This is a genomic window from Francisella salina, from assembly GCF_000219045.1.
Lineage (GTDB): Bacteria > Pseudomonadota > Gammaproteobacteria > Francisellales > Francisellaceae > Francisella > Francisella salimarina.
The window spans coordinates 1,064,708-1,090,703 of sequence record NC_015696.1 but is presented as its reverse complement, the minus strand read 5'-3'; the positions used below and the strand labels follow the sequence as shown (position 1 = coordinate 1,090,703).

Genomic DNA, 25,996 nt, shown 5'->3' with positions numbered 1-25,996 from the left:
AATACTATACAGAAAATAAATGGAAATAATAATCAAGCAAAATACTATTTATTTTGAAGGTATATTAACTCTAAAACAAATTGACTCTAAGCTCATTGATAAAAAAATAAGTCGTAATAAAGACGATATAAAACAAGTTGATTTAACTAAAGTTACATCATTAGACACTGCTGGTGCTTATATAATTATCAAAACAGCAAAGGATCTAAGCTTATCAAAAGAGAATATTATTTTCGCTAATGAGAAAGATAAAAACCTTGTAGATATTGTATTTAAAAACTTCCCAACTACTGCTGAGGAACAATTATCGAATAAATCAAACGTTGTTTTCAATAGTATCTATACTCTTGGTAAAAACACAAATAACTTATTATCAGAAGTTAAAACAAGCATAAGCTTCCTCGGAGCTATCTTTTTAGGTTACATAACGTTAATTCGTAGACCTTATAAAGCTTTTTTTTCAATTGTTCTAAATATTTGCTACGACTCTACAATCAGAGCATTAAGTATAGTAATACTATTATCACTAATTATAGGCTTGGTATTAACCTATCTTCCTCTTAATTTACTAATGCAGTATGGAACTCAAATATTTGTAGTTGATATGCTTGGAATCTCCTCATTTAGAGAATTTGCCCCACTATTCACAGCTATAATAATTGCTGGTAGAAGTGGCTCAGCATTTACCTCAGAAATTGGCATAATGAAAGTTAATGAAGAAATCGATGCTCTACAGACAATAGGTGAAGACCCTATGCAACGTCTTGTTTTACCAAGAATAACAGCACTAGTTATCAGTTTACCTGTACTCACGGTTATAGCTATGATTGCTAATATCGCTGGCGGTATTATTATTGCCGACCTAATCGCAGGAATCACACCACTACAGTTTATAGAAAGACTATTTTCCAATGTAAATGTAAATCACTTCTATATAGGTCTTCTAAAGACACCTTTTTTTGCATTAGTAATTGCTGGAATAGGTTGTCATCAAGGATTATCTGTTAAAAGGGACTCCCAAAGTGTTGGTAAAGCAACTACTACAAGTGTTGTTTACTCAATATTTTTGATAATACTGGTTGATGCTATCTTCGCAGTAGGTCTAAATGGATCTTAGGAGAAAAAGATGAATGAAAGCCTAATTCAAGTAAGAGATTTGAGTACAAAATTTGGTAAGGAATGGATTCATAAAGATCTAAACTTAGATATCCACTTCGAAAAAATTAGCTGTATTATCGGTGCTAGTGGTTGTGGTAAGACGACCTTAATGCGAGAAATTTTAATGTTGCAACCAATATACTCTGGCAAGATTTTTTTGTTAGGTCAAGAGATCTCAAAACTAGCAGACAATCCGATTAAGCGTAAAGCAATATCAAGCACAATGAGTATGATGTTTCAACATTGCGCCCTCTTTTCATCTTTAACAAACCTACAAAATGTAATATTTCCACTTAAACAACATACAAGCCTCCCATTAGATGTTTTAACTGATATAGCTATTATCAAACTAAAGATGGTAGGATTAAAAGAAGAAGCATTCCATAAATATCCGTCAGAAATAAGTGGTGGTATGCTCAAAAGAGTCGCTCTAGCTAGAACTATAGTACTAGATCCCAAGGTTGTATTTTTGGATGAGCCGAATGCGGGTCTAGATCCATATTCTGCTAGGGCTATGGATGATCTTATTTTATATCTAAAAGAAGAGCTTAAGATGTCTGTTGTGATGATTACTCATGATTTAAACACTATTTGGCATATTGTTGATGATATTATATACATGGATGAAAAAAAGATTATGCTTCATGATACTGTTGAGTTCGTATCACAACAAACTCAATATGAAAGTATCAGGAAGTTTTTTGACTCACATAATGATGGTAAGTATTAGGAGCTTATAATGAATGAAAATAGTATAAAAAACCTAATTGCAGGACTATTTGTGATTTTTATGGTATTCGTAATGGTGTTTATAGGTTTTTTTCTATCGGGAGGTTTTAAAAACCAAGATACCACCACATTTGTCACAAACTTCAAAAGTATTTCTGGACTAAACATAGGTTCTGATGTCTCATACAAGGGGTTTAATATCGGTAAAGTATCTGATATTTCAATAAATAAAGAAAACCCTAAACTTGTTAGTGTTTACATGAAAATAAATAGTCAAATTCCTATATATAAACAGACTGTAGCAACTCTACAAAGTGTAGGTATCACAGGCCAATCTAAGGTTGAGCTTTCACTAAACATTTCAGAGAAAAACACTAGCTTGGATTTAATTGACTTAAGAAAAGGTCAAATACCAGAAATAAAATCAAAGCCATCACAGCTTGAAACTATTTTAGGTAAAGTCAATGGCATTGCTGGATCTCTAGAAGAGATCTCTAGTAAGTTTAATAAGATGATGTCTAAGGAAAATATTCAAAGATTCAACGAATTTGCAGATAGTTTGAACATTCTTCTATACAATCTAAGTAATTCATCAATATATTTCAATAGAACTCTTATGAACTTTAATGAAACAATGATCGAAGGACAAGAAACTCTAACTAGACTTAATAATGTAGTTAGTGTTTTGGAATATGATCCTTCGACAATTGTTAGAGGTGTAACCCATAAGGATGAGGATTAGAATAATGAAAAAATATATAATATTATTTACTATACTTTTACCCTTTCAATTGCTTGCTTTTTCGATATTTGGTGACCCTTTAGAATTACCTGCACAAAAACAATATGTAATTTATAATCAAGAGATGGAGTCAAAAAAGCTTCCTGATACCGGTGATGCTTATATAAATACAACTTTACTTATCTATAACATCCAAACTCAAGCATCTAAATCAACACAGATGTTCTATATCAAGGGTAATCGTTTATACACCTTTAAAAATAGTGAGTGGGCTTTACCTGTATCAAAAATGCTTACAGTTGCTACATTTGAATATATTTTAGATAATAATATTGTCAAGAATCTTGCTTTCCAAGATATAAATATTAGACAAGAGTTCACGTTATCCGGAACCACCACTTATGGTCCTATACTAGATTTAGACAATAAACAATTCTTCTTCTATATTACTTTCTATTTAAAAAATGAAAGAACGGGCTATACAGATATAAAGACTATAAAGTATCATCATAAAATTGATAGTGATAACATAACTCCTGATAGTTATGCTGAAATGACAAATAAAGCTTTAGTTCATATATTCTCTCAATTAAAACCTTGGTTATTAGAAAACCTTGAAAAAGAAAAACATAAAAACAAGCAAATTGAGAAACGACAAAAAACTATGCCTAATAATATCCAAGCCTTACTAGCAACTAAGCAATAAAGCTAGCTACTAATCCTATTATACCGCCAAAAACTCCGCCCCAAACAACTAACCAGCCTAAATGTTCACGAATTATTCGTTGAATTATTTCTTTTACCATTAACGGCGTTAACTCATCTAGTCTACTATCAATAAGTTTTTCTATTTTCTCAGATGCTTTTTGAGAAATTTTATTAGTATCAATATCTATCTCATCTAAAAGGTTAATAATCTTAGCATCTAGCTTATTTATAAATGGCTCACGCAAGCCTTCTAGGGCATCTTTACCACCCAAGAACATATCAATCATTGAACCATATTTACTACTCATTAGCATATCAACGAAACTATCAAAAATCTTGTTATAATCAATTTTTGCGGCTATATTATCTGCAATATACTTTTTTATATCATTATTACTAAGAAATTTACTCAAATTATCTTGAGAGAAAAATTGCTCCATAATCATCTTTTTTATGGCTTTTTTAAAGCTTTCAAACTTATTGGGAATTATTCCTGAGCCGTATAGAAACGGTATTTTTTCAAAAAGCATATATATCGCTATCCAATTAGTTAATGCTCCTGACAAAGCATAAAAGCCTATATTCTTAATATGCTGCTCAGCAAAGTACCACCCTGCTACTGCCAATATCACAGCAACAATATTAGTAACAAAACTTTTATTAAAAATACCCATAAATATACCCTACTCTTTAAATGATTTAGAATTTATAATAAGAACAGTATTCTATCAAATTTTAACTTTATGAGAACTATTCGAGGCTTTTTTGCAGAAATTTCAACAAAAACAATGCATATCTCAATCACTGGTGAATATTACAACTATTTCAAAAATGTATTAAGACTCAAAAAATCAGATTCTGTAGAGTTATTTAATAATAGTGATGGCTTGCAATACAAAACAAAAATCATTGATATAACTAATAAAAATATAGCATTACAAGTATTAGAAAAAAAAGAAATCCATAATGAAAATGACTACATTACCAATATCTATCAAGCTATTGTCAAAAATGAAAACTTTGATCTTATTGTACAAAAAGCTACTGAACTCGGTATAGATAATATTTATCCGATTATCACAGAGTTTACAAACCACAAATTTGATAAGAAAGGTTTTGATAAAAAGTTAGATCGTTGGAACAAAATAGCTATAGCTGCAGCAGAACAATGCGGTAGAGTCTTTGTACCCAAAATACACCACCCTACTGAACTTAAGACTATACAACTACCAGATAATTATATTAATTTGACTCTTTGCCCATATTCAGATACCCCTAAAAACTTTGAGAGCATTGTCAAAGACAACGATAAATTTAATATTTTCATAGGTCCTGAGGGCGGTTTCAGTAGTAAAGAAATGGATTTTTTTAAGATTAAGAATTTCAATACTATAAATTTAGGTAAAAGAATACTCAAAGCAGAGACTGCCCCAATAAATATTCTTTCAATAATCAACTTCATCAAATAGTTATAATGCCTGACATATAATTATTGCAAAACATCTGTTGTAATGATTTAATTAAGTATCTAAATACTGTTAATTTTCAGGGTACATTCATGGATAAAAATTATCATACCTTATCTCGTCCTTTTTGGATAGTTTGGGCAATTGAGTTCTGGGAAAGATTTGGTTTCTACGGTTTTCAGGCGATTATCGCATTATATTTCACCCAACAGTTACATCTTAGCGAATTAGAAACTATTTACCTAATGGGGTCTTTTTTTGCTTTTACATATGGATTTATATGGGTTGGTGGCATTATTGGTGATAAAGTTCTTGGAACAAAACGTACAATACTTATTGGGGCGGTGATCCTTTGTTTATCTTACCTAAGCTTCATTTTTGCTAATGAAAAATCAATATACTACATATTTGCAGGTATTATTGTTGGTAACTCTCTATTTAAAGCGAACCCTTCTTCTTTAATATCAAAAATGTTTGATAAGGGTGATGGTCGTTTAAATAGTGCTATGACACTTTACTACCTTGCTATCAATATGGGTGGTCTTTTGTGTATGGCCTTAACCCCTATAATATCTCAGGCCTATGGATACACAGAAGCTTTTATAATTTGTGGTGTTGGTTTGCTTATAGGCATACTAGGTTTTATTATGTTCTTCAAACATCTTGAAGACTTAGGATCAGAGCCAGGTAAAAAACCTCTAAACATTACTCATGCAGCATATGTAATAATTGGAAGCATCATATCTATAATTTTCATAGCAAATATTCTTCCGAACACTGGATTATGTATCACAATAACAGCTATTGTTGTTATTGTTGCTACTATTTATTTTTTAGAAGTAGCGATAAAACTCAATCCATACGAAAGAAATAGAATGTTAGTTGCATTAGTACTAATTATTGAAGCAATATTCTTCTATGCATTGTACTTCCAGATGCCAACAACTCTAACATTTTTTGCACTACACAATGTTGACCTATCTATATTTGGATGGCATGTACCAGCCGCACAATACCAGTTCTTAAACCCTCTTTGGTTGATGCTACTGTCTCCGATTCTTGCTATTTTATATAAGAAAAGCAAAATGACTCATGCAACTAAATTCAGTATTGGTATAGCTCTTATGTTTGTTTCCTATGCTATCCTTTATTGCACAAAATATTTTGCTACAAATGGGATTATTTCAGGATACTGGCTAATTCTAACTTATGCCTCCTCATCTCTTGGAGAACTATTAATATCTGGTCTAGGATTAGCTATGGTTGCAGAACTATGTCCTGCAGCGATATCAGGCTTTGTTATGGGATTCTGGTTCCTTGCAACAATGGTAGCTTCTTATTTAGCTTCATATATCGGATCATTTATAGCTTTACCTCTATTTGATAACAATATCACTAGTCAACAAAGCTTAGATACTTATACATCTGTATTTGGATATGTTGCTATATGTATATTAATAGTTACTATTATAATGGTTATTTTAACACCTCTACTTAATAGATATATTAAAAAAATAGATGTAACTGACGATCATAGAGCAGATGCTCCTAGCGTTGTAATTAAACAAAAATAACGATAATCACTCACATACTTATATTCCTTCATGGATTTAATTTCTTAAAATCATTTCAAAACGTTCTATTTTTGCTAGAATATCTAATAACACATTAGAAATAATATTGACTATGAGTACTTTTTCTAGCAAGACTTGGATATCGAATTATCCAGAGTATGCACCAGCAAATATCCAAGAAAATCAATTTACAATCCTTGATATGTATGAAAAGTCGATTATGCAATTTCCATATGGAGACGCAGTTTCATGTCATGATGTAAATTTATCATTCTCCAAGCTCGATGACTTAGCTACCAGAGTAGCAAGTTTCTTACAAAATGACTTAAAGATTGAAAAGGGAGATAGAGTAGCTATTGTACTACCTAATTGCTTGCAATTTACAGTTTGTTTATTCGCTTGTATCAAAATTGGTGCTGTTTTTGTAAATACTAATCCACTTTACAAAGCTGATGAGCTCGAATCAATTTTTAATAATTGTGATATTAAAGCAGCTATTGTCATGGATATGTTTGCGCACCACATTCAAAAAGCTAAGCTAAATATTAATTCATTAGAAAATATAATTGTTACAAATATTGCTGATTTATACCCATTCCCTAAAAAACAAATTATTGGCTTCGTATCAAAAAACTTAATAAAAGATAAACCAAAGTATAACAAAAAAATCTTTATCCCATTTACTAAAGCTATTAAGGCTAATAAAAAACTATATAAAAAACCAGATATAGATAAAGAAGATATACTATGCTTACAATACTCAAGTGGCACTACTGGTAAGCCTAAGGGAGCAATATTAACTCACAATAATCTTGCCTCCAATATTCAACAAGTATGGGCTTGGGTAAAACATGATATGGACATGTCCGATCAAGTTATAATAACAGCTTTACCTCTCTATCATATATTCTCTTTGAGTGCGAACTTATTGTGTTTTTTCTTTGCTGGAGCTAAGAATGTTTTGATTCCTAATGCTAGAGACATAAAAGATTTGATTAAAACCATGTCAAAAAATGAGTTTACTATTTTTAATGGCCTAAATACTCTTTATATGGCTATGCTAGAACATCCTGACTTTGAAAAAATAAATAAGACAAGATATCAGTATTCACTAAGTGGAGGCATGCCTATTTCTCGTAAGATATACTTGCACTGGCTAGATAAAACTGGTGTAGAACTCAAAGAGGGATATGGAATGACAGAAATGTCTCCAGCTATAGCCCTAAATAAGTTTAATGAATCAGAAGATGATTACTTTGGCACATGCGGCTATCCTATCCCAGGCACAGAACTTAGCATCAGAGATATTGAGACAAATCAAGAAATAGATGAATGCTACAAAGAAGGAGAAATCTGGCTTAAAGGACCTCAAAAATGTCATGGTTTCTGGAATGATAAACAGAATAATGAACTATATTTTACAACTGATGGTTGGTTAAAAACGGGTGATATTGGCTATATAGATAAAAAAGGTCGCCTAACCATATCAGATAGAATAAAAAACATGATTATTGTATCTGGATTTAATGTTTATCCTCGTGAAATTGAAATATGCATTCTAAAACTAGATTACATAAAAGAAGTTGTCGTAACAGGTGTTAACTCTAAAGTTTCTGGAGAAAGAGCAATCGCTTTCATATCTTTAGAAAAAGGTTCTAAGGCAACGGAAGATGATATTATAAAGCACTGTAAGGAAAAATTAGCTAGCTATAAAATCCCTAAATCATGTATTTTTGTCGAGACTTTACCAAAAAACAACACAGGTAAAATAGATATCAAAAAACTAAAAAAAGACTTTTTATAAAAGACATTATTAATTTTCTTTAGAAAAGTATTGCTTTGGTGTTTTCCCAAAAGCCTTACGAAACATGGCTATAAAATTACTAGGTGATGCATAACCAAGTGAATCTGCAACTTCAGTAACTGATATATCTCTAGCTAACATATCTAATCCACGTGCTAGCTGAGCTTGTTGACGCCAACGTGAAAAACTAAGACCTGTTTCAGATAAAAAGATTCTTCTTAACGTTCTAGCTGACATTGCACCAAATGAAGCCCACTGCTCTAAACTTGTTGCTATTGATGGATTATCAATAATTGCATTAGCAACTTTTAAAGCCCTTTCAGTCTTTGGCATCGGTAGGTGAAGAGCCTCTTCCGGCGCAGAGCTAATTTCATTGCAAATAATCTTTGTAATATATTCTTGATCTACTTTTAACTTTTGTTTTTTATCCCATTCTGTAGCTCTAAGTGCAAGTGCTCTAAGTACTTCACTCATTGGAATAACCCTAGAGCTTTTCGGCATTTCCTCACACATACTAGGTAGTATAAAAATAACCCAGCCAGTTACTAATCCACTTATACGAATTTTATGAGATGTACTAGGTGGAATCCAACCTGCCCTATTAGATGGGAGCACCCATGACCCATCAGGCGTACTTACGTGTACTAGTCCAGATTCAATACAAAATATTTTACCTCGAGAATGTTCATGCCAGTCAGTTTCTTGATTACTTATTCTATTTTCACTATCAGAAGTATTGCCACCCTTTATAGCAATTATTGACGGCCCATCAAGCCATTGACTATAATTTGATATTTCTTCATCAATAATATTTTGGCCAATTTTCAATATTTATTGTCCATACAATGCTATAATACATTACTAAAATTGTGCAATAATTCTACAATAAAATAAACTGTAAAATTAAATTCCTTAGTAATATAGCTAAAAGCTATAGTATATTAACAAGATTCTAACTATAAAATAATAGGGTTATGCAGACTGATAATACAGCAAACACCGGCTTCTGGAGTCAGAAAAGAACAATAGTTGCACTAGCAATAAGCTTGTTAGCATTAGCTGAAATTGTTGACTTAACAATTGTAGCTGTTGCCATACCTCAAATCATGGGAGCAATTGGTGCAAACGTTGAAACTATTGCTGATGTTACTACAGTATATATTGTTACTGCAGCAATCTTTATATTATTATCAGGGTTAATTATAGAGAAATATGGCATAAAGCGTGTAGCTTTAGTTTCATCTGTAATTTTCGGAATTTCATCAATCATGTGTGGGCTATCAACATCTCTAGCTGAAATGATTGTATTTAGAGCTTTTCAGGGTATGGGAGGAGCATTTCTACCATCAGTAGCACAGACATATATCTCTACAAACTTCAGAAATGAAGAATACAACAAAATGATGACTGTATACAGTATGGTTATCGTTATGGGACCTATCATAGGGCCTGTTCTTGGTGGAGCTATTTGTGAAAATATGTCTTGGGAATGGATCTTCTATGTAAACGTTCCTTTATGTGTCGTAGCTTTTATAATTATTTTCTTTATGATGGAAGCCACAAAAATCAAAAAAATCAAAATTGACTACATTAGCTTTGGATTTATGGCTATTGGTGTCGGATGCCTAGAACTTTTCATAGATAATGGAAATACCAATGGTTGGTTCTCTTCTATAGAGATGATTATACTTTTAAGCATATCGATTGTTTCATTAGGATTTTTTATCTGGAGAGGTTTAATATACTCTTCTGTTGTAAAATTCAGAATATTTAAGAATTTCAATTTTATTTTAGCATGCTTTTTATGCTTTATGTTTGTGCTATTATTTTCTGCTGCTATGGCGTACTTACCAACAATGCTACAACAAGTATATGGCTACCCAGTTGATTTAGCTGGTTACATAACAGCTCCTAGAGGAGTTGCCGCAATTTTTGGTGCTGTAATCACACAAAATTTTTTAGTGAAAAAACTGGGAGTTAGGACAACGATAAGCTTAGGAATGCTTACATTCGGAGTCTCTTGTCTAATGCAAGCAAGTTTCTCACCCACAGCTAGTGAATTTGATATAGTCTTAACTACTGCTATTCAAGGACTAGGCATGATGATGTTTTTCGTTCCATTCATGAGTGTGCTTGTCGTTGGAGTAGCTGATGAAGATATGGGCGATATGTCAGGATCATTCAACTTTTTCAGGAACTTTGGTAGTTCGGTAGGTACTGCTTTTGTAGCAACTTTTATATCAAGAAACCAACAAACCACATATCAAGAACTATCACAGAATATTTCATATATGAACGATAGTTTTCAAAATTGGACTAGCACATTACCAATAGCCAATAATACCGAAGCAATGGCCATGGCAAAACAACAAGTGTTACATCAAAGTAGCTTATTGAGTTATGTCAATTCTTTTTATGTTGTAGGTATTCTTAGCTTATTACTAGCTATTGTACCATTTTTGCTAAAAGAACCTCCTAAAGACGCTGCTGTTCCAGCAATGCATTAATTTTATTATAGGAATAATTTAAAATGTCAGAAGAAAAGAAACTTGATAATCAAACATCAAAAGAAGAGCAAAACCCTAATACTAAAAAAGAGTCTAAATTTTCAACTAAGAAAATAGCTATTGGACTAAGTATAATCACAGCAACAGCTTTTGGTATCTATGGATATTATAAATATAATAAAGTTTTTCCAAATACTGATAATGCTTATGTAAAAGCTGATGTTATTAATATTTCTCCAAAGGTTGGAGGATATATTGAAAAGGTTTATGTACAAAATAATCAATATGTACATAAAGGCGACAAGCTAGTGCAAATAGATCCAAAAGATTATCAACTACAAGTTGCTAATGCTAATACAAAAATCATACAAGCCAAAGGTCAGTTAGCCGTAGCTCAAGAGCAAGTTAGTGTTGCAAAATCAAACCTTACTAAAGCCCAATCATCTCTGGATACAGCTACAAGTATGGCTGATAGATATATAAAACTCTATAAAGAAGATGCCGGTTCTTTACAAGATGCTCAAAAATACATAAACCAGAAAATACAGGCCGAAAAAGCTAAAGATGAAGCATACTCATCTCTTAAACAAGCTCTTGTACAAGTAGAAATAGCTAAAGCTCAAGTTAGTGCTGCAAAAGTTGGTTATGATAACGCAAACTTAAATCTCAGCTACACAACTCTTTTCGCTCCAGATGATGGTTATGTTTCTAACCTAAAAATATACAAAGGACAGCTAGTTTCAACAGGGCAACCTTTATTTGGTTTTATCGATAACAGAACATGGTGGATAGATGCTAACTTTAAAGAGACTGATCTTGATAGAATCAAACCTGGTCAGCCAGTAAAAATTGAACTAGATATGTATAGTCATACATACACTGGTAAAGTAAATAGTATAAGTTATGCCACAGGTTCGGTATTTTCACTACTGCCTCCTGAAAATGCCACTGGTAACTGGGTTAAAGTTACACAACGCTTTCCTGTCAAAATAGTGCTTAAAAATGATCCTAAATATCCATTAAGGGTTGGTGCAAGTGCAACAGTAAAAGTAGATACTTTGTAGGTGGCTATACTATGATAAAAAATAAATTTATTTCATTTACACTAATTACAGCAACATTATTAATCTCTAGCTGTAGTTTTTTTAATCCCAAATATGAAAGACCTGAGGTTAAATCTCCTGCTCTTTGGAATAGCCAAGATAAAAATATTGAAGTAACAAAAAACTGGAATCTTACAAAAATTGCATGGTGGAGAGAATTTCACGACCCTGTATTAAATAATCTAATAACTACAGCATTAAAAGATAACAACAAGTTACAAGTTTCTATAGGAAATATTCTCCAAGCTAACGCTGAAATAAATAAGGCTAATTATGGTTGGTTACCCACGGCAAGTGTTGGTGGTGGCGGATTTGTAGCTCAAGCCTTTGATATCAACTCAAACTCAAGTATCCCTCAACTCAACAATGTTGGCACTCAAACTGCTGGTGGTTCTTTAGTAGGTATCATCCCCAGCTATACAATAAATATTGCTAGACAGTTTAAGCTAGGAGAAATCTCTAGATTAAGCAAGAAAATGCAGGTCAACCTTAAAAATACTACAAGACTATCAATTATAAGTCAGGTCAGTGCTGCTTATTTCTCACTAATCACTGCTCAAGAGCAACTAAAATTACAAACTAGAATGGTAAATCAATTAGAGCTACTCTTTCACTATGCCCAAAACCAGCACAAACTTGGAGCTACTTCCCCAATGCTTGAGGAAATAATAAGACAACAGCTTGAGGCTCAAAAAGGGAAAGTAGCTATGATCGAAAATGATATAGTCCATTTCCAAAACACTCTCAAAATTTTGATGGGTAGAAATCCGGGTAAAATTGTGACTTCAAGAACCCTTGATGACATAAATGCAAATGTAAAAGTTCCTGTTAATATGCCTTCTCAAGTACTAGAAAACAGACCTGATGTGGGTATTGCAGAATACAAACTTGAAACAGCTAATGCTAATATTGGTTTAGCCAGATCTCAATTTTTCCCAAGCATTGATTTAACAGGTACTTTCGGAAACGCCACTTTAGCACTTGGTGAGCTAGCTACAATGAATGCATGGGCATGGGCTGCTGAAGCTGTAGCTGCTGTACCAATATTTAACTTGAGCATCCTAGCTGACAGTGACAAAGCAAAAGCTCAGTTCTACCAAGCGTACTATGATTATATAAATACTCTACAGAAGGCATTCCAAGATGTTGACGACACCCTGTCTGAAAGATCTGCAAATGAAAAAAATTATAAAAAACAAACAATCTCTCTAAAATCAACTGAAACGCAAGAGAATATATTTGCTAAAAAATATAGTTCAGGTGCTATTAGTAAAGCTCAATATACAGGTATCACGCTCAATGTTCTATATCAGCAAATGCAAGTAAATCAAGCTAAACTAAAATCTTTAATAAGTATCGTTAACCTATATCAAGCTCTAGGTGCTGGCTATAATGTAGACAACTATAAAGACCCTCATTATAACAACCCTGCTTTTGATAAATAACTCCTTCTAAAAAGGTATATATTAATTTCGTAATATTTTTTGTTATGATAGAATCCCTGCAAATTTTAAAAAACATCTAATAAAGGCTATATAATCATGAAAATAGTAAAAAACTTTATTGTAGAACAGTATTCTAATAATTTAATAAAATGGTTAAAAGAGAATTGCATAAAATATCCTGCTGAAGGTTTTGTGATTGGTATTAGTGGTGGTATCGATTCGGCAGTAGCCGCATCTTTAGCAGTCAAAACAGGATTACCTACAACTGCTCTAATATTGCCATCGAAGAACAATCAAGACCAAGATATGCGAGATGGAATAGAACTAATCGAAAATCTTAATATAGAGTATCATACTGTTTCAATACAACCTGCTTATGACACGTTTATAGAGTCAACATTTAACTTTACAAACTCACAAAATGATCGCCAACATGTTATCAAAGGAAATGCCCAAGCGCGTCTTAGAATGATGTATTTATATGCTTATGCTCAGCAAAATAATAGAATTGTTATAGGTACAGATAACGCATGTGAATGGTACATGGGATATTTCACTAAATTTGGTGATGGTGCAGCAGATATATTACCACTTATTAATCTCAAAAAATCTCAAGTTTTTGAACTAGGTAAATACTTAAAAGTGCCAAAAAACATTATCCAAAAAGATCCTTCTGCCGGTCTATGGCAAGGTCAAACTGATGAGGATGAAATGGGTGTCACATACAAAGAAATTGATGACTTCTTAGACGGTAAAGAAGTCTCAGAAAAAGCTCTCGAAAGAATAAGCTTCTGGCATAATCGTAGTCACCATAAAAGATCCATGGCTTTTACCCCTAATTTTTAATAAAGCTTATCTAAAATTATATTTGACTAAAATCAAAAAACTAATATATCATAATTAAAAATAATCATCTAAAAATCATTATGAAAAAACTATTTACAATATTTCCTCTTCTACTGTCACTCATTGCTTGTGCTCACCTGGACAACAACGACAAAATGACCGAGCTTTATGTTGATAAGAAAACTCCAAATATCCAAGATATAAGCTTTAATAAATTAGGTACCCTTCCAACAAATATAGAACACCAAAGCTATTACAGCGTCATAGTTTCTGGCTCTGCAATAGCTAACTGTAATGTTTTTGATTATGGTAGTAAAAAAATCGATGAACCAGGAAAAAGTCAAATATTTATAGGTGATGCTCGAGACTGGGATATTGTTAGGATTGATTGTCGTAAAAATAATGGTAAAGGCAAAGCTGGTGAAATATATGATCTAAAAATAAAACTTCTTTCAAATGATACAACTTACTATGCTTCAACAAAAATTAGACATGGATAAGTCCTAAAAGAAGCCTAGAGAAATAAATTAATAGAATACTAATGTTAATAAAAATTTGAAGAAGCTAGTTCTAATAAAAACTACTACTATTCAAAAAATTTCTTGGCATAACCTTTGACATTATCAAACCAAGTTTTGCTTTTTGGAGAATGTTTATTTTGGTAATCTTCACCTAGACTATTAGCAAATTTTTCTAATAGCTCTTTTTGTTCTGCATTTAGATGAATAGGCGTCTCAACAACTACTTTACAAAGAAGATCACCTCTTCTTTGGCCTCTTAGAGACTTCATTCCTTTTTCTCTTAAACGAAAAACTTTACCTGTTTGTGTTTCGGGTATAACCTTAAGAACCACCTCGCCATCAAGAGTTGGTACTTTGATCTCACCACCAAGGCAAGCTTTTGTGAAACTAATTGGCATTTCACAATATAGATTCATATCTCTTCTTTCAAAGATTTTATGCTCTTTGACTAATATCTGTACATACAAGTCACCACTCATAGAGCCATCAGATCCAGAATCACCCTCGCCTTGCAGCCTGATTCTATCTCCGCTATCAACACCTTCTGGTATCTTAACCTTTAGAGTCTTCTGTTTTTTAACTTTACCATTTCCATAACATGCATCACATGGATCTGAAATATTAGACCCAGAACCATTACAAGCTGGACAAGTTTGCTCAAAAGCGAAGAAACCTTGCTGTCTTCTGATAGTACCTTGTCCATGACAAGCATGACAAGTCGTTTTACTTTTAGATTTTGAACCAGTACCTTCACAAGTATCACAAGCAGCCATTCTTGGAATAGTTATCTCTTTTTCTACACCAAAGAAAGCTTCTTCTAATGATATCTCTAACGTATACTCTAGATCGCTACCTCTAGATGCTCTAGATCTACCAGCACCTCCACGAGAAGAAGCTCCTCCACCAAAGAAAGTATCAAAGATATCTTCAAAGCCACCGAAACCACCAGCACCTGCTCCAGCACCACCTTGTTGGTTAACACCTGCATGACCAAATTGATCATATCTTGACCTTTTTTGGTCATCGCTTAATATCTCATAAGCTTCAGAGACTTCTTTGAATTTGATCTCAGCTTCTTTATCATCAGGGTTACGATCTGGGTGATATTTCATTGCAAGCTTTCTATAAGCTCTTTTAATTTCAACACCTGAAGCTGTCTTTGATACATTTAGAATTTCATAGTAACATTTCTGTTGCATTTTAATTAACCTAAAATTTTGGAACGTATAATTATAACAAAAAGATAAGTGTGGATAAACCACACTTTAGTGATTACTTAAGAATTAATTATTTTTTATCGTCTTCAACATCTTCAAAATCAGCATCAACGACATCATCATCTTTCTTAGGCTCTTCAGCTTGAGCACCATCTTGAGCTCCTGCTGCTTGAGCTTGATCTGCGTATGCTTTTTGAGCTACTGGAGCAAAAGCTTCTTCTAAAGTTTTAGTTTTAGCTTCGATAGCATCTTTATCATCACCTTTAACTACTGATTCTAAATCTTTACAAGCTTCTTCGATCTTCTCTTTTTCTTCAGCAGTTACTTTATCACCTAACTCACCAATTGCTTTTCTTGAGCTGTGGATTAGGTTATCAGCAGTGTTTCTAGCTCCTACAAGATCATGGAACTTTTTATCTGCTTCAGCATTAGCTTCTGCATCTTGTACCATTTTTTCGATCTCGTCTTCAGATATACCACCACAAGATTTAATCACAATATTTTGCTCTTTACCCGTAGCTTTATCTTTTGCAGATACATTCATTATACCATTTGCATCCACATCAAATGTTACCTCAATTTGTGGCATACCACGTGGTGCTGGTGGAATATCTGCCAAGTCAAATCTACCTAAAGATTTATTTGCAGAGGCCATTTCACGCTCACCTTGAAGTACATGTATAGTTACTGCCGGCTGATTGTCTTCAGCTGTAGAGAACACTTGTGACTTCTTAGTAGGAATCGTTGTATTTCTCTCAATAAGCTTAGTCATCACACCTCCCATAGTCTCAATACCTACAGACAAAGGAGTTACATCAAGTAATAGTACATCTTTAACATCACCAGAAAGTACACCACCTTGGATAGCTGCACCAACTGCTACAGCTTCATCAGGGTTTACATCTTTACGTGGTTCTTTGCCAAAGAACTCTTTTACTTTTTCTTGTACTAGAGGCATACGAGTTTGTCCACCCACTAATAGTACTTCTGTAATATCAGATTTGCTTAAACCAGCATCTTCAAGAGCTTTTTTACAAGGCTCTAAAGATCTAACTACTAAGTCAGAAACTAAAGACTCAAACTTAGCTCTAGTCACTTTAATATTTAAGTGCTTAGGTCCAGTAGCATCTGCTGTAATATAAGGTAGGTTAACATCAGTTTGCTGAGCTGAAGATAATTCCACCTTAGCTTTTTCAGCTGCTTCTCTTACTCTTTGTAAAGCAAGCTTATCATTATGAAGATCTATACCTTGCTCTTTTTTGAACTCATCAATTAAGTAGTTCATTAAGGCAACGTCAAAGTCTTCACCTCCTAAGAAAGTATCACCATTTGTTGATAATACTTCGATTTGGTTATCACCGTCGACATCAGCAATCTCAATAATTGAAATATCGAATGTACCACCACCTAGGTCATATACCGCTACAGTTTGCTCGCCTTTCTTAGAGTCTACACCATATGCTAGCGCAGCAGCTGTAGGCTCGTTAATGATTCTTTTTACTTCAAGACCTGCTATTTTACCAGCATCTTTTGTCGCTTGTCTTTGACTATCATTGAAATATGCTGGCACTGTAATTACAGCTTCTGTAACTGACTCACCCAGATAGTCTTCTGCAGTTTTTTTCATTTTTCTTAGAACTTCTGCAGAAACTTGTGGTGGAGCCATTTTTTTGCCTTCTTTAGTAGCAACCCAAGCATCTCCATTATCAGCTTTAACTACCGCGTAAGGTACTTTCTTCTTAATATCATCCTGAACGACTTTGTCGTCATACTTACGACCAATTAGTCTCTTGATTGCAAAGAATGTATTATCAGGATTTGTTACAGCCTGTCTTTTAGCTGCCTGACCTACCAAAATTTCTCCTCCATCTGTGTATGCAACAACAGATGGTGTAGTTCTATGGCCTTCAGCATTTTCTATAACTTTAGCATTCTTACCATCCATGATAGCAAGACAAGAGTTAGTAGTACCTAAATCTATTCCTATAATTTTTCCCATGAAAATTCTCCTGTATTATTTTAATTTTATTTTTTAAACTTTTTTTCAATCTCGACTTATAGATGGGTATATCTATTAGCTTTTCAAGTATTTTTTTAATTTTTTACTATAACTACTTTAGCAGCTCTAACTACACGACCATTCAACATATAACCTTTTTGAAATACATCAAAAATAATATTATCTTCAAGCTCTGGATTAGGAACCATAGCCATAGCCTCATGAATATTGGGATCAAACTTTTCGCCTTTTGGATCTAGCTCTTCCAGGCCATTTTTCTTAAGGATATCCACAAGCATTTTAGATGTTAGCTCAATCCCCTCTTTCATTGCTATAGCTTCTTCAAGCTTAACCTCATGCTTTAGAGCTTGTTCAATACTATCAATTACAGGCAAAAGTTCCTTAGCAAATTTTTCTATGCCAAATTTACGAGCATTAGATACATCTCTTTCGGCTCTCTTACGAATATTCTCCATCTCTGCTTTAGCTCTCAAAGCTTCATCTTTAAAAGAATCGCAAGTTCCCTCTAATTCCTTAATCGTATCTTTTGCTTTGTCTAGTTGCTCTTCAATAGATATTTCTTCAACAGAATTATTAGAAGAATCCTGATTCACTTCTTCTGCGTTATCTAGAACCTTATCTTCTGTATTATTTTTTTCTTCTTTACCCATAAAACAACCTTTTCTTTTGATCTTGTTAATACTACAATTTGTTAGATGTTTTTATACATAGTGGTTATTTTTATATTTTCAAGAAATTATTGGCATTTTTTATTATGAATATTAAAAAAGTAAAAGAGAGTTTTAAAAAAATAGGTGTTATAACTCTTCTAATTCTCATAAGTAGTTGTACCAATATAACAGCGCAGCGCTATCTATCTAAAAAATACTCTGATAAGGTTGATTATAAAAAAGCAACTTTCAATGACTTAAATAATTGGAACTCTAACAACCATCTTATATCTTTTAATACATTTAAAAAGTCATGTGTAAAAATAATTGATGAAAACAAGTCAGAATATGCAAATTGGATAAACATTTGTAATAAAGTAATAAATGCTAAAATAAAAACAGAAGATGAAGCTAAAGCATTTTTTGAGCAGAACTTCACCCCATACCAAATAGTATATAAAAATAAAGATACTGGAACATTCACCGGATACTACGAACCTACCATAAAGGGTAGCTTAGTAAAAACTCTACAATACACTATACCTATCTATAGAACTCCCAATGACTTAATTAAAAAATCTAAAGGTGATGATTCTTTTGCTTTTGGCAGATACAAGGATGGTAAATTTATTCCCTACTACACGCGCGCAGAAATATCAAATGGTAACCTCCTTACCAAAAAAGATGTTTTGGTATGGGTGAAATCGAAAGTTGATAGAACATTCCTGCAAATTCAAGGTTCTGGAAGAATAGAAACAGATAGTGGTGATATCTTAGTTGGTTACGATAGTCAAAATGGACATGAGTACAAGCCGATTGGAAGGTATCTGCTCGATAATGGCTATATGAGTAGAGATGAGATGTCGATGCAAGCAATTAAAGCGTGGCTAAGAAAGAATAAAAGTAAAATGGATGAAGTTCTAAATTATGACCCCTCTTTTGTATTCTTTAGATATATAGATCGCAAGAATGCGGTTGGTGCTCAAGATGTTGAACTAACTCCTGGTTATTCTCTGGCTGTTGATGACAGATACTATTTGTATGGAGTTCCTCTTTGGCTAGAAACCGATTACTACGAAGATAACCATCATGACACTAAACCACTTGATAGATTAATGATAGCTCAAGATACAGGAGGGGCAATTCGAGGTCCTATACGAGGTGATGTATTCTGGGGGCATGGCCAACAGGCTGAATTTAACGCTGGACACATGAACAATCAAGGTAAACTATGGATTCTGTTACCAAATGAATAATCTTAAACATTTTGATACTATAATTATTGGTGCTGGTATCTCAGGCATATCTCTTGCACAAAAACTATCTAAAGCAAACATTGAAAGCTGCATATTTGAGTCAGATAGTATCGGAGGTTGTATAGACTCACAAAGATATAAAGACTTTTGGTTTGAGATGGGGGCACATACAATATACAACTCTTATAACGAAACTATAGACTATATTTGTAATAACTCTCTTGAACAAAACATTCAATCAAGGAAAAAAGCTCCGTTCCTATTTGTACAGCCTAATAATAAAATTCAAAGTATTTTTACTAATATAAATCCTTTTACGGCTGCTTTTAGTTTCTTAAAGAATAGAAATATCTCAAAAGAAGATAAAACTGTTGGCGAATATGCAATAAAGCTATTTGGCAAAAAAAATTACAACCGAACATTAAAGTTTTGTTTTGATGCTGTATTATCTCAAAATAGCCAAAACTTCCCAATGGAATACCTATTTAAAAAATATGATAGAGATACTTCTTTACCACGAAGTTTTACATTCAAAAATGGCTTATCTGAATTATTTAATAATCAAAAACAAAAAATTATCAAAGAAAAAGTTATCAGGATTTCAAAACAAGATACATGGATAATTGAAACAAACCATGCTAATTATCACTGTGATAACTTATGCATTGCAACACCATGGAATATAACGGAGTCTTTGCTAGAAGATATACTACCAAATATAGCAAAACATCAATACCGACCTGTCATGTCAAATCTAACAAGTATAGGAATTGTTACTAATAAAGAATCACTAAAACATATTAAAAGTATTGCTGGCTTAATTGGTAAAGAACAGTTCTTTTTCTCAGCCGTCTCCCGTGACGTCGTCGATAACCCCAACTACAGAGCTATAGTATTTCATTGTAAAGGTAATTACCCTCAAAAAGAGTTAGCATATAAAATCACAAAACTTCTAAATATAACTGACGAAGATATTCTCCATACATATACAAAACAGAACACATTACCCTGCTATCATCGTAATCATAGCACTTTCCTACAGGATTTAGAAAAAGAGCTTTCTCAATTATCTAACTTGTATATTACAGGTAATTTTTTTGATAGATTAGCAATTGAAAACTGTATTAGACGGTCAAACAAAGAAGCCGATAGATTAATCTGCTCTCAAAAAGAATGAGCTAAATCATACTCAGTTCTAGGATCCACAAACCAATGATAAAAACCCTTGCTGTCAACAATTATCGTTCATTATTAAACCTAGTGATACCATTATCACAACTAAATATTATAACTGGCGCTAATGCAAGCGGTAAGTCAAATCTATACAAAGCTTTGAGACTACTAGCAGAAACAGCTCAAGGGGGTGTAGTAAACTCACTTGCTAAGGAAGGTGGTCTACCCACAACATTTTGGGCAGGTCCTGAAAAAATTTCCAAAGAAATGCTTGAAGGTAAAATTCCAATACAAGGAGGACCCAAACAAAAAGAACCTCGTCTACGCTTAGGGTTTAGTGATGAAACATTTGGCTATGCTATTTCTCTCGGCTACCCAGGCCCACTAACTGCAACTTCTTTTTCTCTAGATGCCGAAATCAAGCGTGAAACAATTTGGGTTGGTGAAAATTATAAGCATCCAAGCACCCTAGTCGATAGAGATAGTCATATCATAAAGATCCGAGAACAAAGACAATGGCAAGTCATCGAGCAACACTGTCCTAAATATGAAAGTATATTTACTCAAGCTTCGTATATTGATAAAACACCTGAAATTATAACCCTACGAGAGAAAATCAAAAAATGGCGTTTTTACGATCACTTTCGCACAGATATTGATGCTCCAGTACGGACTCCTCAATTAGGCACTCTTACGACAGTGCTAAGTCATGATGGCCACGATCTTGCCTCAGCACTGCAGACTATTATTGACATTGGAGACCAACAATCTCTAAATGAAGCTATCGAAGATGCTTTCCCAGGTAGTAATCTAAATATCAGAAAACATGCTGATGGGCAATTCATTACAGAGCTAAGTCAACACGGTCTACTTCGCCCGCTATCCGCTCGTGAACTCTCTGACGGAACACTACGATACTTATTATTAACAGCTGCGCTATTCACTCCAAGACCTCCTGAACTTATGGTTCTAAATGAACCTGAGACGAGCTTACATTCTGACTTGATACCTCCTCTTGCAAGACTAATTGCAAAAGCATCTACTAAAACTCAAATTTGGGTAATCTCACACTCTAAAGAACTCATAAAATATCTAAGACAACTACCAACTCATAGCCTAATTGAAATAGAGAAAGAACTTGGACATACTAAAATTATTGGACAAAATCTTCTAAATACTCCAAATTGGAGGTGGCCAGATACAAAATAAGCTATATATAATTTTTCTGTATCAATTTTATTTGCTTATCTCACATAGACAGTGTACCATATAGACTGCTTAAATTTTTAAAGTGTGGTGAACTGTATCTGTTCACAAAATTAAGAATTTTTTGCAAAAACTGAGTAATTGACAACAATAAAATAAAGGAAAAAAGATGAAAACGTTTACTGCAAAACCATCAGACATCAAAAGACAGTGGCTTTTGATTGATGCTACAGATAAAACTTTAGGTCGTCTAGCTACAGAAGTAGCAATGATCCTAAGAGGTAAAAATAAACCAGAATATACTCCTCACATGGACACTGGTGATTATGTTATTATCATCAATGCTGAAAAAGTAGCTGTAACTGGTAACAAAAGAAAAGGCAAAATTTACCACCACCATACTGGATATATTGGCGGTATCAAATCAATCTCTTTTGAGAAGCTAATTGCAACTCATCCAGAAAGAGCTATTGAAAAAGCTGTTAAAGGCATGCTTCCTAGAACTCCTCTTGGACGTGCTATGTACAAAAAGTTAAAAGTTTATGCTGGTGAAAATCACCCACATACAGCTCAACAACCTCAAGCTCACAATATTTAATAAAGGATGGTAAAAATGTCAGAATATAATTATGGTACAGGTCGTCGCAAAAGCTCTGTAGCTCGTGTATTTATGAAAAAAGGTACTGGTCAATTCATCGTAAACGGACTTCCATTAGAACAGTACTTATGTCGTGAAACAGATTGCATGGTTGTAAAACAACCTTTAGAGTTAACTAACAACACTGATAGCTTTGATTTTAAAGTAACTGTAAAAGGTGGTGGGACTACAGGTCAAGCTGGTGCTATTCGCTTAGGTGTTACTAGAGCTCTTATCGAATTTGATGAAGATTTAAAACCAGCTCTTCGTGAAGCAGGCTTTGTGACTCGTGATCCACGTAAAGTTGAGCGTAAGAAATTTGGTCTTAGAAAAGCTCGTAGAAGAAGACAGTTCTCTAAGCGTTAATATACGTCATACTACCTTTCTATTATTCTTTTTATTTTTTATCACTAGGAGGATAAAATCTTGTTATTATATACAAAAAAGGATGATATCTATAGCGACATAGTTCGTATGATTCTTCTTATCAAAGGAGCTAATGCAAAGATTATAGATGTTTCTGAAGAAGAAAACTCCAAACACTTAGAAGAATTAAATATCATAACGCCTAATGGTAACATCCCTACTCTTAGTACAGATGAATTTGCTGTATATAGGCTTAGTGTTATTATAGAGGCTATAGAAGATTTGTACCCTTTTCCTCCGATGTTTCCAGTTTTTCCAAAGCAAAGAGCTAATGCAAGAATATTATTAGAATATGTTAATAAAACATTTCTACAAAATATTATTAAATTACAGAGCTCAGATTTGATAGACGAAGAGGCATCTGAGATAAAAGTAAAAATGCAAAAAGATATTATTAGTACTTATAAAACAGTTGTTAGCGAAAGAGAGACAAATGCAGAAAGTAATCCTGATGCGCAAAACATTAACGTTTTGACTCTCATCATAACCTTCGTTTTTTATTACTTTATTAAGCTTAAGATTTCTATACCTACAAAAGATAAAAATATTATTAAAGAAATCAAAGAGCTACTTAGTGAGCCTAATTTCATTAAAACAATTAAAGCACAAGGAGCTTGATATGGCTATGCTTAGAGCTTATGTGGCTAAAGCTACATACAACTGGCTAGTTGATCACGGATTTACACCATATGTCTTAGTTGATACTGAATATGAAGGTGTAATCGTACCTAACAACTATATTGATGAAGATAATAAGATTTTACTAGACCTATCTCCTCAAGCAATACAGGGCTTAGAAATTGACGATAATCATATTAGCTTTGATGCTACTTTTGATGGTGAACCAATTTCGATAAATATTCCTATGGAAGCTGTTTTAGAAGTTTTTTCTAAAGAAACAGAACAAGGAATGTATGCTCGAGAATTTGGTTATGGAATCAATATTAATGAAGGTGAAGATGATGAAACAGTTAATCCTAAAAAATTAGGAGAAACAAACTCGGATAATGTTCTTTCACTAGATTAATTCTCTAGGAATTTTTCCTATCTTATCAGAAATTTCATGTAGTCAATTTATCTGAAACAATATAGCCATCTTTAATTATTAATTTTATGCTTTCATCAGGATTTACCAATAAGTCTATATCCTCTAAAGGGTTTCCTTCAAATACAATGATGTCAGCAAATGCACCTGATTTTATTATGCCTAGTTTATCTACCATATTTAATAGCTCTGCATTTTTATAGGTAGCTGAGTATAGAGTTTGGAATGGTGTTTCAACTTGAGATCTAATCTTAAACTCAGTATTTTGATACTTCATCAATCCACCTAGTAGATCTGTACCAAAACCAACATTAACACTATAATCATGTGCAATTTTAATAGCCTCAAGACTATTTGATCGAACTCCACCTAGCTTCTCTAAGACATGATCTGGGGTATTAAACTCTTTACCATGAAGATAAAATGCTTCATAAATTGCTAACGTAGGTATAATGAAAGCATTATTTGCAGCAATTATTTTTGCTGCCTTTTCATCAAGGAGATTCGCATGCTCTAAAGATCTTACACCTAATTTAACGCAGCGTATTAAAGCTTCTGGAGTATAAGCATGTGCCATGACATAAGCTCCATTACGTTTAGCTTCATCAACAATTGCTATTATTTCATCATCAGAGAATTGTAAGTTAGTAATTTTATCTGCTGGTGATGCAATACCTCCAGCTGCCATAATTTTAATCTGAGTAGCACCTTCTCTTAGCTGCTCTCTTGTAGCTTTTACTACCTCTGGCACACCATCACATATTGTAGAAATATTTGAACCACTGACTTGACAAGAACAAATTTTTGATTCAGTAGTTCCTCTAAAATCTCCATGACCTCCAGTAGCACTGAGGGCCTTACCACTATAAAACAATCTTGGTGTTGTTGCTTTTCTTTTTTCAAAAGCCCGAGCTATTCCATAACCAACTCCACCAGCATCTCGTAATGTCGTAAATCCTCTCAGCAATGACTCTTCTGCTGCTTGTAGTGACTCTATAGCCATGAAATCATTTGATATATTATCATTTGCTAGATCCACTGATGCTGCTGAAGATAAATGCACATGAGCATCTATAAAGCCCAGGCATCAAAAACCTATCTTTTAAATCTATAATTACCTCAGCACTAAAATTAGAAATTTCATTATCAGTCAATGATAAAATCTTATTATCTTCTACATAAACATAATTATAGTGATTAATTTGATTGTCTTTACCATTAAAAACATTTGCATTTTTTAATATAATCTTAGCCATTTTATATTACCTTTTTTTGATTATTTAGATTCTTTTTCGGTTTTATCAACATTTGTTAAACTTTCTAGATTAATAATCATCTCATCTAGTTGCTTAGTAAAGATATTTAAATCTTTATTATCGAGATGTCTCAAAGACTTTTGCCAATTTATGTTTATAAAATCTTGAGTCTTAACCGAAAACTCTTTTCCTAGTTCTGTTAATTCAAAACGCACAACTCTTTTATCTTTTGTATCAACATATCGCTTCAATAACTTTTTAGATAGCAGGCTGTTAATCGCTCTAGTAATACTCTGAGGCTCACATCTCATATAATTAGAAATATCCGACTTTGAAGGTTTATTAAGTGATAAAGTAGCTAGTAAAATAATAGACTCTGTGTAGGTAAAATTTCTTTGCTCCAAATAATTCATGAATATTTTATACCATAAGGCATTAATTCTTCTCCATTGTTGACTCAAATTTGTAAATTTATCTAGTAACATAAAAGCTATATATTTTTTTATT

Annotated in this window: 27 protein-coding genes; 19 read left to right on the top strand and 8 right to left on the bottom strand. The window is 33.1% G+C overall.

The genetic code is table 11. The features are described 5' to 3' along the window. Positions 1-19 precede the first annotated feature (19 nt). The 4 genes from F7308_RS05280 to F7308_RS05265 are packed head-to-tail and all read left to right on the top strand — an operon-like array spanning position 20 to position 3,335. Complete coding sequence (locus F7308_RS05280) at positions 20-1,117, top strand: MlaE family ABC transporter permease (protein ID WP_013922822.1); 1,098 nt, start codon at positions 20-22, stop codon at positions 1,115-1,117. Between the two features lie 9 nt (positions 1,118-1,126). Beyond that, a complete protein-coding gene (locus tag F7308_RS05275) occupies positions 1,127-1,888 on the top strand; it encodes an ABC transporter ATP-binding protein (RefSeq protein WP_013922821.1) in 762 nt (253 codons plus the stop codon). 9 nt (positions 1,889-1,897) lie between these two features. Continuing rightward, the gene (locus F7308_RS05270) at positions 1,898-2,629 is read left to right on the top strand and encodes an MlaD family protein (RefSeq protein ID WP_013922820.1); all 732 of its coding nucleotides are present in this window, start codon (positions 1,898-1,900) and stop codon (positions 2,627-2,629) included. Between the two features lie 4 nt (positions 2,630-2,633). Beyond that, entirely contained in the window at positions 2,634-3,335 is a 702-nt protein-coding gene (locus F7308_RS05265) for a hypothetical protein (RefSeq protein WP_013922819.1), read from the top strand. On the opposite strand, the gene F7308_RS05260 is transcribed toward F7308_RS05265, so the two are convergent. Further along, entirely contained in the window at positions 3,325-4,011 is a 687-nt protein-coding gene (locus tag F7308_RS05260; RefSeq protein ID WP_013922818.1) for a DUF445 domain-containing protein, read from the bottom strand. The genes F7308_RS05265 and F7308_RS05260 overlap by 11 nt on opposite strands. Positions 4,012-4,080: 69 nt before the next feature. Between F7308_RS05260 and F7308_RS05255 the strand changes: the two genes are divergently transcribed. The 3 genes from F7308_RS05255 (at position 4,081) to F7308_RS05245 (ending at position 8,181) form a co-directional block, all read left to right on the top strand. After that, on the top strand, positions 4,081-4,806 hold the full coding sequence (locus F7308_RS05255) for a 16S rRNA (uracil(1498)-N(3))-methyltransferase (RefSeq protein ID WP_013922817.1): 726 nt from the start codon (positions 4,081-4,083) through the stop codon (positions 4,804-4,806). Between the two features lie 89 nt (positions 4,807-4,895). After that, positions 4,896-6,377: an oligopeptide:H+ symporter gene (locus F7308_RS05250; protein WP_013922816.1), complete on the top strand. Its 1,482-nt coding sequence runs from the start codon at positions 4,896-4,898 to the stop codon at positions 6,375-6,377. A 112-nt stretch (positions 6,378-6,489) separates the two neighbouring features. Then, positions 6,490-8,181, top strand: a complete 1,692-nt coding sequence (locus tag F7308_RS05245) for a long-chain-fatty-acid--CoA ligase (protein ID WP_013922815.1) — start codon at positions 6,490-6,492, stop codon at positions 8,179-8,181. Between the two features lie 9 nt (positions 8,182-8,190). Here F7308_RS05245 and F7308_RS05240 read toward each other — a convergent pair whose 3' ends face one another. Beyond that, a complete protein-coding gene (locus F7308_RS05240) occupies positions 8,191-9,012 on the bottom strand; it encodes an AraC family transcriptional regulator (RefSeq protein ID WP_149368522.1) in 822 nt (273 codons plus the stop codon). 143 nt (positions 9,013-9,155) lie between these two features. On the opposite strand from F7308_RS05240, the gene F7308_RS05235 reads away from it, so the two are divergent. The 5 genes from F7308_RS05235 to F7308_RS05215 all read left to right on the top strand — a co-directional run bounded on the left by F7308_RS05235 (position 9,156) and on the right by F7308_RS05215 (position 14,582). After that, the gene (locus F7308_RS05235; protein WP_013922813.1) at positions 9,156-10,688 is read left to right on the top strand and encodes an MDR family MFS transporter; all 1,533 of its coding nucleotides are present in this window, start codon (positions 9,156-9,158) and stop codon (positions 10,686-10,688) included. Positions 10,689-10,711: 23 nt separating this feature from the next. After that, positions 10,712-11,752, top strand: coding sequence for an HlyD family secretion protein (locus tag F7308_RS05230; protein ID WP_013922812.1), 1,041 nt, complete (start codon positions 10,712-10,714; stop codon positions 11,750-11,752). Between the two features lie 11 nt (positions 11,753-11,763). After that, the gene (locus F7308_RS05225; RefSeq protein WP_013922811.1) at positions 11,764-13,236 is read left to right on the top strand and encodes a TolC family protein; all 1,473 of its coding nucleotides are present in this window, start codon (positions 11,764-11,766) and stop codon (positions 13,234-13,236) included. Between the two features lie 96 nt (positions 13,237-13,332). Next, entirely contained in the window at positions 13,333-14,082 is a 750-nt protein-coding gene (gene nadE / locus F7308_RS05220) for an NAD(+) synthase (RefSeq protein WP_013922810.1), read from the top strand. A gap of 80 nt (positions 14,083-14,162) precedes the next feature. Continuing rightward, complete coding sequence (locus tag F7308_RS05215; RefSeq protein ID WP_041263699.1) at positions 14,163-14,582, top strand: hypothetical protein; 420 nt, start codon at positions 14,163-14,165, stop codon at positions 14,580-14,582. An 86-nt stretch (positions 14,583-14,668) separates the two neighbouring features. Here the strand turns inward: F7308_RS05215 and dnaJ are convergent, their stop codons facing one another. The 3 genes from dnaJ to grpE form a co-directional block, all read right to left on the bottom strand. Then, positions 14,669-15,802 carry a molecular chaperone DnaJ gene (dnaJ, locus tag F7308_RS05210; protein WP_013922808.1) on the bottom strand — a complete coding sequence of 378 codons (1,134 nt, stop codon included), beginning with the start codon at positions 15,800-15,802 and terminating at the stop codon, positions 14,669-14,671. Between the two features lie 88 nt (positions 15,803-15,890). Further along, positions 15,891-17,819 carry a molecular chaperone DnaK gene (dnaK, locus tag F7308_RS05205; protein WP_013922807.1) on the bottom strand — a complete coding sequence of 643 codons (1,929 nt, stop codon included), beginning with the start codon at positions 17,817-17,819 and terminating at the stop codon, positions 15,891-15,893. Between the two features lie 95 nt (positions 17,820-17,914). Further along, complete coding sequence (grpE, locus tag F7308_RS05200) at positions 17,915-18,490, bottom strand: nucleotide exchange factor GrpE (protein WP_013922806.1); 576 nt, start codon at positions 18,488-18,490, stop codon at positions 17,915-17,917. Between the two features lie 104 nt (positions 18,491-18,594). Between grpE and mltA the strand changes: the two genes are divergently transcribed. From mltA to mglB, 7 genes are all read left to right on the top strand, one after another. Continuing rightward, positions 18,595-19,746, top strand: a complete 1,152-nt coding sequence (gene mltA / locus F7308_RS05195; protein ID WP_013922805.1) for a murein transglycosylase A — start codon at positions 18,595-18,597, stop codon at positions 19,744-19,746. Further along, positions 19,739-20,923, top strand: a complete 1,185-nt coding sequence (locus F7308_RS05190; RefSeq protein WP_013922804.1) for an NAD(P)-binding protein — start codon at positions 19,739-19,741, stop codon at positions 20,921-20,923. The genes mltA and F7308_RS05190 overlap by 8 nt, the downstream gene beginning before the upstream one ends. Before the next feature lie 35 nt (positions 20,924-20,958). After that, entirely contained in the window at positions 20,959-22,128 is a 1,170-nt protein-coding gene (locus tag F7308_RS05185; RefSeq protein ID WP_013922803.1) for an AAA family ATPase, read from the top strand. Positions 22,129-22,294: 166 nt separating this feature from the next. Then, positions 22,295-22,723, top strand: a complete 429-nt coding sequence (gene rplM, locus F7308_RS05180) for a 50S ribosomal protein L13 (protein ID WP_013922802.1) — start codon at positions 22,295-22,297, stop codon at positions 22,721-22,723. A 15-nt stretch (positions 22,724-22,738) separates the two neighbouring features. Beyond that, the gene (gene rpsI / locus F7308_RS05175; protein ID WP_013922801.1) at positions 22,739-23,128 is read left to right on the top strand and encodes a 30S ribosomal protein S9; all 390 of its coding nucleotides are present in this window, start codon (positions 22,739-22,741) and stop codon (positions 23,126-23,128) included. A gap of 60 nt (positions 23,129-23,188) precedes the next feature. Further along, entirely contained in the window at positions 23,189-23,806 is a 618-nt protein-coding gene (mglA, locus tag F7308_RS05170) for a transcriptional regulator MglA (protein WP_083817026.1), read from the top strand. A 1-nt stretch (position 23,807) separates the two neighbouring features. Next, on the top strand, positions 23,808-24,215 hold the full coding sequence (mglB, locus tag F7308_RS05165; RefSeq protein WP_013922799.1) for a transcriptional regulator MglB: 408 nt from the start codon (positions 23,808-23,810) through the stop codon (positions 24,213-24,215). A 34-nt stretch (positions 24,216-24,249) separates the two neighbouring features. Here the strand turns inward: mglB and F7308_RS05160 are convergent, their stop codons facing one another. From F7308_RS05160 to F7308_RS05155, 3 genes are read right to left on the bottom strand one after another with little or no spacing between them, the layout of a single operon-like run. Then, positions 24,250-25,296 (bottom strand): metal-dependent hydrolase family protein, encoded by a 1,047-nt coding sequence (locus F7308_RS05160; RefSeq protein WP_232215337.1) that lies wholly within the window; start codon positions 25,294-25,296, stop codon positions 24,250-24,252. Further along, complete coding sequence (locus tag F7308_RS10105; RefSeq protein ID WP_013922797.1) at positions 25,256-25,489, bottom strand: Prolidase; 234 nt, start codon at positions 25,487-25,489, stop codon at positions 25,256-25,258. The genes F7308_RS05160 and F7308_RS10105 overlap by 41 nt, the downstream gene beginning before the upstream one ends. Positions 25,490-25,509: 20 nt before the next feature. Beyond that, complete coding sequence (locus tag F7308_RS05155) at positions 25,510-25,974, bottom strand: MarR family winged helix-turn-helix transcriptional regulator (protein WP_232215336.1); 465 nt, start codon at positions 25,972-25,974, stop codon at positions 25,510-25,512. Positions 25,975-25,996: the final 22 nt, after the last annotated feature.